Source organism: Brevundimonas sp., assembly GCF_965279155.1.
Classification (GTDB): Bacteria; Pseudomonadota; Alphaproteobacteria; order Caulobacterales; family Caulobacteraceae; genus Brevundimonas.
The window spans coordinates 240888-253006 of record NZ_OZ257138.1; the positions used below are offsets into that span (position 1 = coordinate 240888).

General features: G+C 64.2%; 13 protein-coding genes. 9 read left to right on the forward strand and 4 right to left on the reverse strand.

Features of this window, described 5'->3' with window-relative positions; translation table 11 throughout:
• Positions 1-164: 164 nt before the first annotated feature.
• From ACQY72_RS01145 to egtB, 4 genes are all read left to right on the forward strand, one after another.
• Entirely contained in the window at positions 165-1478 is a 1314-nt protein-coding gene (locus tag ACQY72_RS01145; RefSeq protein WP_428156732.1) for an amidase, read from the forward strand.
• Between the two features lie 133 nt (positions 1479-1611).
• A complete protein-coding gene (locus ACQY72_RS01150) occupies positions 1612-1917 on the forward strand; it encodes an SCP2 sterol-binding domain-containing protein (protein WP_372695003.1) in 306 nt (101 codons plus the stop codon).
• 105 nt (positions 1918-2022) lie between these two features.
• The gene (locus tag ACQY72_RS01155) at positions 2023-3234 is read left to right on the forward strand and encodes an acyl-CoA dehydrogenase family protein (protein ID WP_428155142.1); all 1212 of its coding nucleotides are present in this window, start codon (positions 2023-2025) and stop codon (positions 3232-3234) included.
• Between the two features lie 113 nt (positions 3235-3347).
• Positions 3348-5507, forward strand: coding sequence for an ergothioneine biosynthesis protein EgtB (egtB, locus tag ACQY72_RS01160; RefSeq protein ID WP_428155143.1), 2160 nt, complete (start codon positions 3348-3350; stop codon positions 5505-5507).
• 97 nt (positions 5508-5604) lie between these two features.
• On the opposite strand, the gene ACQY72_RS01165 is transcribed toward egtB, so the two are convergent.
• Together ACQY72_RS01165 and ACQY72_RS01170 are read right to left on the reverse strand one after the other, a co-directional pair.
• The gene (locus ACQY72_RS01165; protein WP_346495335.1) at positions 5605-5826 is read right to left on the reverse strand and encodes a general stress protein; all 222 of its coding nucleotides are present in this window, start codon (positions 5824-5826) and stop codon (positions 5605-5607) included.
• A gap of 116 nt (positions 5827-5942) precedes the next feature.
• Positions 5943-6104: a hypothetical protein gene (locus ACQY72_RS01170; protein WP_372694997.1), complete on the reverse strand. Its 162-nt coding sequence runs from the start codon at positions 6102-6104 to the stop codon at positions 5943-5945.
• A gap of 98 nt (positions 6105-6202) precedes the next feature.
• On the opposite strand from ACQY72_RS01170, the gene ACQY72_RS01175 reads away from it, so the two are divergent.
• Positions 6203-6496 carry a hypothetical protein gene (locus tag ACQY72_RS01175; protein WP_428155145.1) on the forward strand — a complete coding sequence of 98 codons (294 nt, stop codon included), beginning with the start codon at positions 6203-6205 and terminating at the stop codon, positions 6494-6496.
• Between the two features lie 14 nt (positions 6497-6510).
• Here the strand turns inward: ACQY72_RS01175 and ACQY72_RS01180 are convergent, their stop codons facing one another.
• The gene (locus ACQY72_RS01180) at positions 6511-7212 is read right to left on the reverse strand and encodes an MBL fold metallo-hydrolase (RefSeq protein WP_428155147.1); all 702 of its coding nucleotides are present in this window, start codon (positions 7210-7212) and stop codon (positions 6511-6513) included.
• Positions 7213-7403: 191 nt separating this feature from the next.
• On the opposite strand from ACQY72_RS01180, the gene tig reads away from it, so the two are divergent.
• The 3 genes from tig (at position 7404) to ACQY72_RS01195 (ending at position 9954) form a co-directional block, all read left to right on the forward strand.
• Entirely contained in the window at positions 7404-8750 is a 1347-nt protein-coding gene (tig, locus tag ACQY72_RS01185) for a trigger factor (RefSeq protein ID WP_428155148.1), read from the forward strand.
• 160 nt (positions 8751-8910) lie between these two features.
• Positions 8911-9558 (forward strand): ATP-dependent Clp protease proteolytic subunit, encoded by a 648-nt coding sequence (locus ACQY72_RS01190; RefSeq protein ID WP_135195868.1) that lies wholly within the window; start codon positions 8911-8913, stop codon positions 9556-9558.
• 75 nt (positions 9559-9633) lie between these two features.
• Positions 9634-9954: a hypothetical protein gene (locus ACQY72_RS01195; RefSeq protein ID WP_428155150.1), complete on the forward strand. Its 321-nt coding sequence runs from the start codon at positions 9634-9636 to the stop codon at positions 9952-9954.
• A 6-nt stretch (positions 9955-9960) separates the two neighbouring features.
• Here ACQY72_RS01195 and ACQY72_RS01200 read toward each other — a convergent pair whose 3' ends face one another.
• A complete protein-coding gene (locus ACQY72_RS01200) occupies positions 9961-10608 on the reverse strand; it encodes an HAD-IB family hydrolase (RefSeq protein ID WP_428155152.1) in 648 nt (215 codons plus the stop codon).
• A gap of 194 nt (positions 10609-10802) precedes the next feature.
• Between ACQY72_RS01200 and clpX the strand changes: the two genes are divergently transcribed.
• Positions 10803-12071 (forward strand): ATP-dependent Clp protease ATP-binding subunit ClpX, encoded by a 1269-nt coding sequence (clpX, locus tag ACQY72_RS01205; protein ID WP_428155153.1) that lies wholly within the window; start codon positions 10803-10805, stop codon positions 12069-12071.
• Positions 12072-12119 lie beyond the last annotated feature (48 nt).

The following is a 12119-nucleotide window of genomic DNA, read 5'->3' on the forward strand; positions in this document are numbered from 1 at the left end:
TGCTGGCCCTTGCGGGCTGCGCGACCGGGGCTGATGTGGTCGGGCGGGAGGTTGCGCCCGCCCGCCCTGAAGTCGTCGAGAACCGGCATCCTCAGTATGCCTACCCGCCCGCATTTTTGTTCGTTTCGAATGGGAAGCGGGTTGATGAGTCTTATCGATCCGTCATCCGCTGGAGCGAAGGTCCGTGGTCAAGCGCCGGGTCTTCGGACATCGCGGAAATGCCGATCCTGCTGAAGGACAATATCGAGACGGCGGACATGCCGACCACGGCCGGTTCGCTGGCTTTGGCGGACAATGCGCCGGGTCGCGATGCGCCTCTCGTCGCCCGATTGAGGGCCGCCGGGGCGGTGATCGTCGGCAAGACCAATCTGTCGGAATGGGCCAATATCAGGGCGTCGGACTCGATCAGCGGTTGGAGCGCGGTCGGGGGGCAGACGCTGAACCCCTATGATCCCGCGCGCACGCCCTGCGGATCGTCGTCCGGCAGCGGGGCGGCGGTGGCGCTGGGACTGACGCCGGTCGCGATCGGGACCGAGACGGACGGGTCGATCACCTGTCCGGCCTCGGTCAACGGCGTGGTCGGGTTCAAGCCCACGGTCGGTCTGGTGTCGCGGACCCACATCGTGCCGATCAGCCATTCCCAGGACACGGCCGGGCCGATGGCGACGACGGTGCGGGATGCCGCCAAGGTGCTGACGGTCATTGCTGGGTCCGATCCGGCCGATCCCGCCACGGTCGAGGCCGACGCGCGTAAGGTGGACTATGCCGCAGGGCTGGACGCCGGATCGTTGCGCGGCGCGCGGATCGGGGTGATGCGGTTCGTGAAGGGCTATTCGCCGCAGACGCAGGCGGTGTTCGAACAGAATCTGCAGGCCCTGCGCGATGCAGGCGCCGTTCTGGTCGATCTGCCTGAGGGGCCGGACGGTCGGGTCATCGGAGCGGCCGAGTTCAAGGTGCTGCTGTACGAGCTGAAGCACGACCTGAACGCCTATCTAGCCTCAACCGACCCGGAACAGGTCCGCACCCGCACCCTGGCCGACGTGATCGCCTTCAACGCCGCCGAGCCGCGCGAGACGGTCTTGTTCGGCCAGGACACCTTCGAGCGCGCTCAGGCGATGGGCGATCTGACGGCGGCTGATTATCTGGAGGCGCGCGCGACTTCGCTGCGGCTGGCGGGACCGGAGGGGATCGACCGGCTGATGCGCGACAATGCCTTGGTCGCCCTGATCGCGCCCACCACATCGCGGGCCTGGACCAACGACCCCAAGGACGAAGACGACATGGAGGGCTCGGCCAGTCAGTTGGCCGCCGTCGCCGGCTATCCGCACCTGACCGTGCCGATGGGCTTTGATCGGGGGATGCCGGTGGGCTTGAGCTTCCTTGGTGGGAAGTGGGACGACGCACGCATCCTGTCGCTGGGTTACGCCTTCGAACAGGCGACGCAGGCGCGCAGGCCGCCGCCGGTCGTTGGACGTTGAGCCAGCGATGAAACGGCGGTTTTGGGACGGCGATCCGGAGAAGTGATGCGAGCTTTACCCGACGTGATCTTGGCGCCTTCGCCGATGCGGGCTAACCCGTAGTTCACAACGTCCTTTTAGGGAGACGCCCCCAATGCCCGATCTCGCACAAGTCACCGAACACATCCGCGGCGCCGTCGGCGACAACTCCGGCCTCGGCAAGACCGTCAAGCTCGACCTGGGCGACCAGGGCAAGATCTTCATCGACGGCGCCTCGGTGCCGAACACGGTGACGAACGAAGACAAACCCGCCGACGCCACCGTCTCGATGAAATGGGATGACTTCATGGCCCTGTCGGAAGGCAAGCTGGACCCGATGATGGCCTTCATGCAGGGCAAGCTGAAGATCGCCGGCGACATGATGATCGCCCAGAAGCTGGCTCCGCTGCTGAAGCGCTGATGCCGGTCTGAACGACCAGTTATGGCGGCGCGGCTCCTGATCGGGGCCGCGCCGTTTTCGTATCGAGCGCCCGCCAGAGGCGCGAACGGGAAAGAGGATAACGCCATGGACTTCAGACATTCCGACCGGGCCCTGGATTGGCACGCCCGGGTCCGCCGCTTCCTGGACGAACAGGTGATCCCGCGTGAGGCTGAGTATTTCGCCCAGGTGCGCGAGGACTCGACCCGCCAGCCGCCGGTCATGGAAGCGATGAAGGCCGCTGCGCGCGACGCCGGGCTGTGGAACATGTTCCTGCCGGGCGAACACGGCGCGGGGTTGACCAACCTCGATTATGCGCCTCTGGCCGAGATGATGGGCGCCCACCTGTGGTCGGCGGAGGTGTTCAACTGCAACGCCCCCGACACCGGGAATATGGAAGTCCTGCACATGTACGGGGATGCGGCCCAGCAGGAGCGTTGGCTGAAGCCGCTGATGGCCGGCCAGATCCGCTCAGCCTTCCTGATGACCGAACCCGAGGTGGCCTCGTCCGACGCCACCAATATCCAGACCCGGATCGAGCGTGACGGCGACCACTATGTCATCAACGGCCGCAAATGGTGGTCGACCAATATGGGCCATCCGAACGTCGCCATGACCATCGTCATGGGCAAGACCGACTTCGACGCCGCCGCCCACGCCCAGCAGTCGCAGGTGATCGTGCCCGTCGACACGCCCGGCTTCCGGGTCGAGCGGATGCTGACGGTCTTCGGCTATGACGAACGCCCCATCGGCCACGCCGAGGTGGTGCTCGATAACGTCCGTGTGCCGGTCGAAAACCTGATCGCCGGCGAGGGCAGGGGGTTCGAGATCGCCCAGGGGCGGCTTGGTCCGGGCCGTATCCACCACTGTATGCGGGTGATCGGGGCGGCGGAACGGGCGCTGGAGCTGATGGTCGTGCGGTTGCTGAACCGGACGGCGTTCAAGAAGCAGCTGGCCGAACATTCGGTGTGGGAACAGCGGGTCGCCGAGGCGCGCACCAATATCGAGATGTGCCGCCTGCTGGTGCTGAAGGCCGCATGGATGATGGATCAGGCGGGGGCCAAGAATGCCCGCTCGGAGATCGCTCAGATCAAGGTCGCGGCGCCGAAGATGGCGCTTCAGGTCATCGACGACGCCATTCAGGCGTTCGGTGGGGCAGGCGTCTCAGGCGATACGCCCTTGGCCGAGCTTTATGCCGGAGTGCGCACTCTGCGCATCGCCGACGGCCCGGACGAGGTTCACAACCGCACCATTGCGCGGTTGGAATATGCAAGACACGGCGGGCGACCGGTACTTTGAATACGGCTGGTTTATAAGCCCAAACCCTTGGGAACCCTGACCTTCGGCTGACGTTCGGTGTTCATGAACGACGAGACGCGCGGTCAGGGTCGTGGGGCGACGGAACGGCTGACATGAATGCTCGCTTCGAGCCCGATACGCGGGTGGCGTCCGATGTGGCGCGGTTCAGGGCCGTTCGGGTTGCTATGGCCGAACTGGCCAAGGGTCTGTCTTCAGAAGACTTGTCGGCCCAATCGATGGTCGATTGCAGCCCTGGTAAATGGCACCTGGGCCACACCAGCTGGTTCTTCGAGGCGATGATCCTGTCGGCGGACCCGGAATACCGGCCCGTCGATCCCCGTTTTCAGCAGTTGTTCAACTCCTACTACGAGGCGCTGGGCGAGCGGGTGCCGCGCGGTCAGCGCGGGTTGATGACCCGCCCATCTGTGGACGAGGTGCTGGCCTATCGCCGCGAGATCGACCGGCGCATGGCCGCCTGGTTGGCGCAGGGGCCGTCGAGCGGTCAGCAGCGGTATCTGTTCGAACTGGGCCTGCATCACGACCAGCAGCATCAGGAGCTGTTCCTGATGGATATGCTGAACCTGATGTCGCGCTCGCCGCTGGACCCGGCGGCCTATGATGTCGAGCCGCGCGGTGCGCCGGTTCAGGCGACGCGAGGCGGGATGGTCGCGTTCGACGCCGGTCTGGTGTCGATCGGTCATGGCGGCGCCGGCTTCGCCTTCGACAACGAGGGCCCGTCGCACCGCGTCTGGCTGGAGCCGTTCGCCCTAGCCGCCGATCTGGTGACAAATGGCGAGTGGATCGGGTTCATCGAGGCCGGGGGTTACAGCCGACCTGACCTGTGGCTGTCTGACGGCTGGGCGACGGTGAAGGCCGAGGGCTGGACCGCGCCGCTGTACTGGCGCCGTGACGACGGTGACTGGACGGTTATGAGCCTGACGGGGCGCGGGGCGCTCGATCCGGCTGCGCCCGTTCGCCACATCAGCTTCTATGAGGCCGACGCCTATGCGCGATGGGCCGGCAAGCGATTGCCGTCCGAGGCGGAATGGGAACATGCGGCGACGACTGCGCCCGAGGGTTTCTCGAACCTGTCGGGCGAGGTCTGGCAGTGGACGTCCAGCGCTTATGCGCCTTACCCCGGCTTCCAGCCGACGCCTGGCACGGCCGCCGAATACAACGGCAAGTTCATGGCCAATCAGATGGTGCTGCGCGGCGGCGCCTTCGCCACGCCGTCCGATCATGCCCGCGTGACGTATCGGAACTTCTACTATCCCCAACAGAGGTGGGCCTTCATGGGTCTGAGACTAGCCGAAGACGCCCCGCAAAGGGCCGTCGCGCCGACGGACGATGCGCAGACCGCAGGATTCCGGCGCGACATGGTCGAGGGCCTGTCGCGCGATCAGAAGGCCGTGCCGCCCAAATGGTTTTATGACGCCGAAGGGTCGCGCCTGTTCGAAGAGATCACTGCCCTGCCGGAATACTATCCGACGCGGCAGGAGACGGCCCTGCTGCGTGAAAGCGCGGCGGCCCTGACCGCCGATTTCGGACCGGACGCCGTGCTGGTGGAGTTCGGATCCGGGGCCAGCGAAAAGACCCGTATCCTGCTGGATGCTTTGCCTGACCTGGGCGCCTATGTGCCGCTGGATATCAGCGAGACGGCGCTGCTGGACGCCGCGACACGGATTCGGGCGGACTATCCGGGCCTGAAGGTTCAGCCGGTGCTGGGTGACTTCGAACATCTGGCGCCCCTGCCGGATGACCTGCCGCGCGGGCGTCGCATCGGATTCTTCCCCGGTTCGACCATCGGCAATCTGCATCCTGACGAGGCCGAGCGATTCCTGACGGCGGCGCGAAGGATGCTGGGGGAGGGCGCGCTGTTCATTCTCGGCGTGGATCTCGTGAAGGATCCGGCGATCCTGGTGGCCGCCTATGACGATAGCCAAGGTGTCACTGCGGCCTTCAACCGAAATCTGCTGGTTCGCGCTAATGCCGATCTGGACGCAGATTTCGATCTGGACGCCTTCACGCACCGCGCGGTGTGGAATCCCGAGGCGTCGCGGATGGAAATGCACTTGCAGGCCGTTACGCCGACGACGGCCCGTATCGGCGATAAGACGTTCCGCTTCATGAGCGGCGAGACGATCCACACCGAAAGCTCGCGCAAGTTCACATCCGATACCGTCGAAGCCATGGCGAAGGCGTCGAGCTGGTCCTTAGTTCGCATCGACATGTCGCCTGAACCTAGCGTGGCTCTGGCTCTGCTTAGGGCCTGAACTGGCTATGGGCGTCGCACGGCGCGACGCCCAAGGCGCAAAGAAAAAGGGCGGCCCGTCGATCGACGGGCCGCCCTATTTTAGAGGTCTCAGCGGGTTACTCGCCGTCTGCGGCGTCCGCGTCTTTCTTGGTTCCGTGCGATGCTTCTCCACCCTTGCGGCCGGCCTGTGCGGCGAGGCTGCGATCCTGAGAGAAGCTTCTCTTTTCGCTGGGGACGCTGGCGCCCCCTTTGCGCGCGATTTCGCGCTGACGTTCGGGGTCCATGGAGGCGAAACCTCGCTTGGAAACGCCGGAGGGTCGTGTGGGCTGGCTGTCCATCGGGGTCCTTTCAGTGCTGCCGTTGCGCTTGCTGAAGTGAACCCTGTGACTCGGTGACGGTTCCGTTCGGAACCCTGTTTTACTGTCACACCCCTGAACGTCTTCGTGGTTTGACTTCAAGCCGCGTCGTAAGGACGAGAATCACCTTCATCGCCACCGCCGGGTTCCATGGGCGGAACTTCGTCGGGCGTGTCGGACGGCTGGATTTCAGGTTGAGGCGTGGTCTCGGGCTGGATTTCAGGCTGAGGCGTCGTGGGGGTGGGTTCGATGTAGGTCATGATGATCTCCTTGCCCCGAACCAACGCCACCCCGCGCTGGACGTTCAAAGGAACCACCGGTCGCCCGGTCGGTTTGTTGTGCGAACCCGGAGATCGACATGACCAACACCCCCATCACCTCGCCTTCGTCCGACGACATCGTTCTGGACGACGATGATCTGACGCAGCGTCTGGACCGCGAAGCCGACGCCATTCTTGCCGGTGGCGAACGCCGGACGTTCGGCGAAACCGCCTCCATCCGCCAGGCCGTGCGCGAAGACGTGGGCCTGGTCCGCGAAAAGATTTCGGGGCGGGTGCATCGTGTTCAGGAAGACATTCAGGACAGCCCGATGAAGGCCACCCTCTATGCGCTGGGCATCGGCGTGATCATCGGCATGATCCTGCGCCGCTGATTTAGGCTGAGCGCTTAGGCAGGCCCCGTCGGCTCACGCTGGATCGGGGCCTGTCGCATTGCGGCGTCGGAGACGAACGGATTGGTGCGGCGTTCTTCTCCAAAGGTCGAGATTGGCCCATGCCCCGGCACGAAGGTCACGTCGTCGCCCAGCGGCCACAGCTTTTCGATCACCGAGCGGATCAAGGCTGGCGGATCGCTCATGGGGAAGTCGGTGCGGCCGACCGATCCCTTGAACAACACGTCCCCGACCTGAGCAAAGCGCGCCGCGCGATTGAAGAAAATGACGTGGCCCGGCGTATGGCCGGGACAGTGGCGCACTTCCCAAATCGTCTCGCCCAGCGACACCGTGTCGCCGTCCTCCAGCCAGCGGTCAGGCGTGAAGGGGCGGGCGTCGGGTAGGCCATACATCCGTCCACTCTCGACGATTCGGTCGATCCAGTACTGATCGGCCTTCTGAGGGCCGGTGATCTGGACGCCGGTCTTCTCCTGCATCTCGGCCGCACCGCCCGCGTGATCCAGATGGCCGTGGGTGATCCAGATCTGATCCAGCGTCAGGCCGCGCCGCTGAACCTCCCCCAGAACGACGTCCACCGATCCGCCAGGATCGATCACGGCCGCCGTGTTGGTGGCGGTGCACCAGACGGTGGTGCAGTTCTGCTGAAGCGGGGTGACGGGCGTGACGAAGACGCCGATGGGGGAGACGGGTTGGCTCATATCGCCAACATAACCCTGCCTGAGCCGCGAAACCACCGGTCGCGACCACGCCCGCGTTGACCTTTGGGGCCCTTCTCGACATAAGGGCGGGCTTCGAGGCGCCGCTCCCAACGGGGCGGCCTTCTTGCTTTATCCATTCCGCGCCGGCCGTCCTTAAGGCCCATGCGCCACAGAGCGTCAGAATCTCCGCCATGCAAGTCGTCGAAAAGTCGAACGAAGGCCTCAGCCGCGTGATCGCGGTCACCATTCCCGTCGCGGAGCTGAACGCCAAGCTCGAAGCCCGCGTCAAGGAAGTCGCCCCGCAGGTGAAGCTGAAGGGCTTCCGTCCGGGCAAGGTGCCGGTCGCCCACGTCAAGAAGACCTTCGGCCGTGAGTTCATGGGCGAGATCATCAACGCCGAGCTGAACGAATCCAGCCAGAAGGCTCTGGACGAGGCCAAGGTCCGTCCGGCCGCCCCGGCCGAGATGAAGCTGACATCCGACATGGACAAGGTCATCGCCGGTCAGGAAGACCTGTCCTACGAAATGGCCCTGGAAATCATGCCGGACTTCACCCCGGTCGATCCCAAGACCCTGAAGCTGGAACGCCCGACCTATGAAGCGTCGGATGCTGATCTGGAAGAGGCTCTGACGGAGCTGGCCGGTCAGGCCAAGACCTACGAAGACAAGAAGGGCAAGACCGTCAAGGCCGCCGAGGGCGACCAGCTGACGATCGACTTCCTGGGCAAGCTGGACGGAGAGCCCTTCGAAGGCGGCGCCGCCGAGGACGCGGATCTGGTGATCGGCTCGGGCCGCTTCATCCCTGGCTTCGAAGAGCAGCTGACGGGCGCCAAGGTCGGCGAAGAGAAGACCATCGAGGTCACCTTCCCCGCAGAATACCAGGCCGCGCACCTGGCCGGTAAGCTGGCGACATTCGACGTCAAGGTGAAGGCCATCAAGGCCGAAGCCGAAGCCAAGATCGACGAAGAGTTCGCCACTCGTATCGGTCTGGAATCGCTGGACAAGCTGAAGGAACTGCTGAGCCAGAACCTGAACCAGCAATACGCCGGCGCCGCCCGCTTCAAGCTGAAGCGCGCCCTGCTGGACCAACTGGACGAAGCCCACGACTTCCCGCTGCCGCCGAAGATGGTGGACGCCGAGTTCGACGGCATCTGGCAACAGGTCGAGGCTGACAAGACCGCCGGCCGCCTGCCTGAAGAAGACGCCGCCAAGTCGGACGAAGACCTGAAGGCCGAATACCGCAAGATCGCCGAGCGCCGCGTCCGCCTGGGCCTGGTGCTGGCCGAGATCGGTCGCGCCAACAACGTCCAGGTCACCGACCAGGAGCTGAACGCCGCCATCCTGCAGGAAGCCCGCAACTATCCGGGCCAGGAACAGGCCGTCCTGAACTTCTACCGCCAGAACCCCAACGCCGCCGCCCAGATGCGCGCGCCCATCTACGAAGAGAAGGTCGTCGACCTGATCGTGGGTGTCGCCGACGTGACAGACAAGCCGATCACGAAGGAAGAGCTGCTGAAGGAAGACGAAGACGAGGGCTGATCGCCCTAGCTTCCAAATGATATAAAGGCGGAGGTCGCAGGGCCTCCGCCTTTTTCATGTCTGGCCCCGGCCTTGTAAGGCGGCCTTCATGACCGATATGCAGAGTAACAAGACGTGCGGTCTTTGAGTCGCGCGTTCCCAGCATTCCCGAGAAGGTTATATGCGCGATCCGATCGAACTGATGAACATGAACCTGGTGCCGATGGTGGTGGAGCAATCCAGCCGTGGCGAGCGCTCCTTCGACATCTTCTCGCGCCTGCTGCGCGAGCGGATCATCTTCCTGACGGGACCGTTCGAGGACGGCATGGCGTCGCTGATCTGCGCCCAGCTGCTGTTCCTGGAATCGGAGAACCCGAAGAAGGAAATCAGCATGTATATCAACAGCCCCGGCGGACAGGTGTCCTCGGCACTCGCGATCTACGACACCATGCAATACATCAAGAGCCCGGTCTCGACCGTGGTGATGGGCATGGCCGCCTCGGCCGGCTCGCTGATTCTGACGGCGGGCGCTGCGGGCCAGCGCATCGCTCTGCCGAACGCGCGCATCATGGTTCACCAGCCGTCGGGCGGGTTCCGTGGCCAGGCGTCGGACATCGAACTGCACGCCGCCGACATCCGCTACACCAAGAAGCGTCTGAACGAGATCTACGTCCACCACACCGGCCGGACGTACGAGGAAGTCGAGAAGACACTGGACCGCGACCACTTCATGTCGGCCGAGGAAGCCAAGGCCTGGGGCATCGTGGACCACGTCTATGACCGGCGCGAACAGGCCGACGCCGACGGCGTGAAGACGCCCGGCAACTAAACTCTGATCCAAGATCGAACGGAAAAGGCGCACCGATGCCGGTGCGCCTTTTTTCATTTGTGCTATCAGGCGGCCATGCAGTTCACACGAGATCCAAGCGGCACGGTCGAAGTCGACGGCGAAACCTATGAGTGGGAGCTTCGTCGCCAGCCCCAGCCCAAGGGCGGCAATGTCTGGGAAGGCATGGCCGTGTCCCTGCGCCATGTTGATTTCAAGCGCGAAGCCATCGTGCAGTTCCCGCCGCCCCTGCGACCCAATGGCCGGCCGGATGTCGAGAAGCAGCGGGTCAATGTCGATGCGGTGTGCACCGCCATCACCTCGGCAATCGCGGCGGGCTGGGATCCGGCGTCGCGGGGCAAGGCCGTGGTGTTCGACGTGGACGCCGACGGCAACTGACGGCGGTCACGGCTTCTGGCGAAACACCCTGAAGCCCGGCTCCTGGGCCATCGCCAGCATTTCCGTGTCGCCCGATGTGTCGCCATAGGCGGCGACCAGCGTCATGTCGTCGCCATAGGCCGCCTTGAGCCGTCGCACCTTCTCTTCACCCCGACAGTTCGGACCCGCAAAGGCGCCTGTGATTCGGTCGTCGGTGTCGAATACGAACTCGGTGCCCAGCAGAGCTTCCGCGCCCAACTTTCGGGCAAAAGGCGCGACTGTCGTGGTGGGGGAGGCGGTCACGATCACGCGATGGGCGCCGCGCTGGCCCCAGTCGTTCCAGACCGCAAGCGCATCGGGCCGCATGAATCTGGGCCAGACTTCCTGCGCGAACTGCTCGGCCTCGGCTTCCAACGTCTGACGATCGACACCTTGCAGGAACTCCTTCACCGACGCCGCCTTGATCCGGCCCCGGTCGCGATCCCGCGCATAGGCGGCAACGGCGGGCGCCAGCTTGACCAAACCCAGCGCCCAGGCCCCCGGTCCAGCGCGCCAGCGCAGGAATTCGGTGAAACTGTCGCGAATCGTCAGCGTGCCGTCGAAATCGAACGCGACGATGGGTCGCCCCGCAGCCTCGGACTGGCGCAAATCCTGCACGATCCCCATGTCAGACATTCGCCTTGATCCCCGCCGACACTGATCCATCCACGCACTGCAACAATCCCTTGCCGCCTTCGGGGTTGTCGTCGCACGTGGGATGGGTGATTGTCATTTTTTGAAGACCTTCGCAGCCAGAGTACTGGAATCAATGTGAGGGAAGCGCGTTTCGGGCCATTTCGGTCCGCCCCGCGGGAGTGAGATAAGGGTCTATGACCAAAGCAGCCGGCACTGACGCCAAAAGCACTCTGTACTGCTCGTTCTGCGGAAAGAGCCAGCACGAGGTCCGCAAACTCATCGCGGGCCCGACCGTCTTCATCTGCGATGAATGCGTCGAACTGTGCATGGACATCATCCGTGAAGAGCACAAGATCGGGTTCAAGAAGACGACCGACGGCGTTCCAACGCCCAAGGAAATCCGCGACGTGCTGGACGACTACGTCATCGGCCAGTCGCACGCCAAGAAGGTGCTCTCCGTCGCCGTTCACAACCATTACAAGCGTCTGAACCACGCGACGAAGAACAACGACGTCGAACTGGCCAAGTCGAACATCATGCTGATCGGGCCGACCGGCTCGGGCAAGACGCTGCTGGCCCAGACGCTGGCGCGCATCATCGACGTGCCGTTCACCATGGCCGACGCCACGACCCTGACCGAAGCCGGTTATGTGGGCGAAGATGTCGAGAACATCATCCTGAAGCTGCTCCAGGCCTCGGACTACAATGTCGAACGGGCCCAGCGCGGCATCGTCTACATCGATGAAATCGACAAGATTTCGCGCAAGTCGGACAACCCCTCGATCACCCGCGACGTGTCGGGCGAAGGCGTGCAGCAGGCCCTGCTGAAGATCATGGAAGGCACCGTCGCCTCCGTGCCCCCGCAGGGCGGTCGCAAGCATCCGCAGCAGGAGTTCCTGCAGGTCGACACCGCCAACATCCTCTTCATCGTCGGCGGCGCCTTCGCCGGCTTGGAGAAGGTGATCGCGGCGCGCGGGGCTGGCGCCTCGATCGGTTTCGGCGCCAAGGTCAAGGAAATCGACGAGCGTCGCACCGGCGACATCCTGAAGGGCGTCGAGCCGGACGATTTGATGCGTTTCGGCCTGATCCCCGAGTTCATCGGCCGTCTGCCCGTTCTGGCGACGCTGGAAGACCTGGACGAAACGGCCCTGGTCACCATTCTGACCGAGCCGAAGAACGCTCTGGTCAAACAGTACAAGCGCCTGTTCGAGATGGAGAATGTCGAACTAAGCTTCACCGACGACGCCCTGATCGCCGTCGCCAAGAAGGCCATCACCCGCAAGACTGGCGCGCGCGGCCTGCGTTCGATCCTGGAAGGCATCCTGCTGGAGACCATGTTCGAGCTGCCGACCTTCGAAGGCGTTGAAGAGGTCGTGGTCAACGCCGAGGTCATCGAAGGCAAGGCTCAGCCCCTGCTGATCTATTCCGAAGTGTCGAAGAAAAAGGCCGATGGCGCCGCCTGATCGGGCCGCCAAGGCGATACAGACGAAGGCCGGAGCGAGAGATCGCTC

What these genes read in the sequence shown, in the direction of transcription:
- ACQY72_RS01195 (WP_428155150.1), top strand. Translation starts at nt 9,634, where the DNA reads ATGCAGTTCACACGAGATCCAAGCGGCACGGTCGAAGTCGACGGCGAA.
- ACQY72_RS01200 (WP_428155152.1), bottom strand. Translation starts at nt 10,608, where the DNA reads ATGTCTGACATGGGGATCGTGCAGGATTTGCGCCAGTCCGAGGCTGCG.
- ACQY72_RS01150 (WP_372695003.1), top strand. Translation starts at nt 1,612, where the DNA reads ATGCCCGATCTCGCACAAGTCACCGAACACATCCGCGGCGCCGTCGGC.
- ACQY72_RS01155 (WP_428155142.1), top strand. Translation starts at nt 2,023, where the DNA reads ATGGACTTCAGACATTCCGACCGGGCCCTGGATTGGCACGCCCGGGTC.
- clpX (WP_428155153.1), top strand. Translation starts at nt 10,803, where the DNA reads ATGACCAAAGCAGCCGGCACTGACGCCAAAAGCACTCTGTACTGCTCG.
- egtB (WP_428155143.1), top strand. Translation starts at nt 3,348, where the DNA reads ATGAATGCTCGCTTCGAGCCCGATACGCGGGTGGCGTCCGATGTGGCG.
- ACQY72_RS01180 (WP_428155147.1), bottom strand. Translation starts at nt 7,212, where the DNA reads ATGAGCCAACCCGTCTCCCCCATCGGCGTCTTCGTCACGCCCGTCACC.
- ACQY72_RS01175 (WP_428155145.1), top strand. Translation starts at nt 6,203, where the DNA reads ATGACCAACACCCCCATCACCTCGCCTTCGTCCGACGACATCGTTCTG.
- ACQY72_RS01165 (WP_346495335.1), bottom strand. Translation starts at nt 5,826, where the DNA reads ATGGACAGCCAGCCCACACGACCCTCCGGCGTTTCCAAGCGAGGTTTC.
- ACQY72_RS01170 (WP_372694997.1), bottom strand. Translation starts at nt 6,104, where the DNA reads ATGACCTACATCGAACCCACCCCCACGACGCCTCAGCCTGAAATCCAG.
- ACQY72_RS01190 (WP_135195868.1), top strand. Translation starts at nt 8,911, where the DNA reads ATGCGCGATCCGATCGAACTGATGAACATGAACCTGGTGCCGATGGTG.
- tig (WP_428155148.1), top strand. Translation starts at nt 7,404, where the DNA reads ATGCAAGTCGTCGAAAAGTCGAACGAAGGCCTCAGCCGCGTGATCGCG.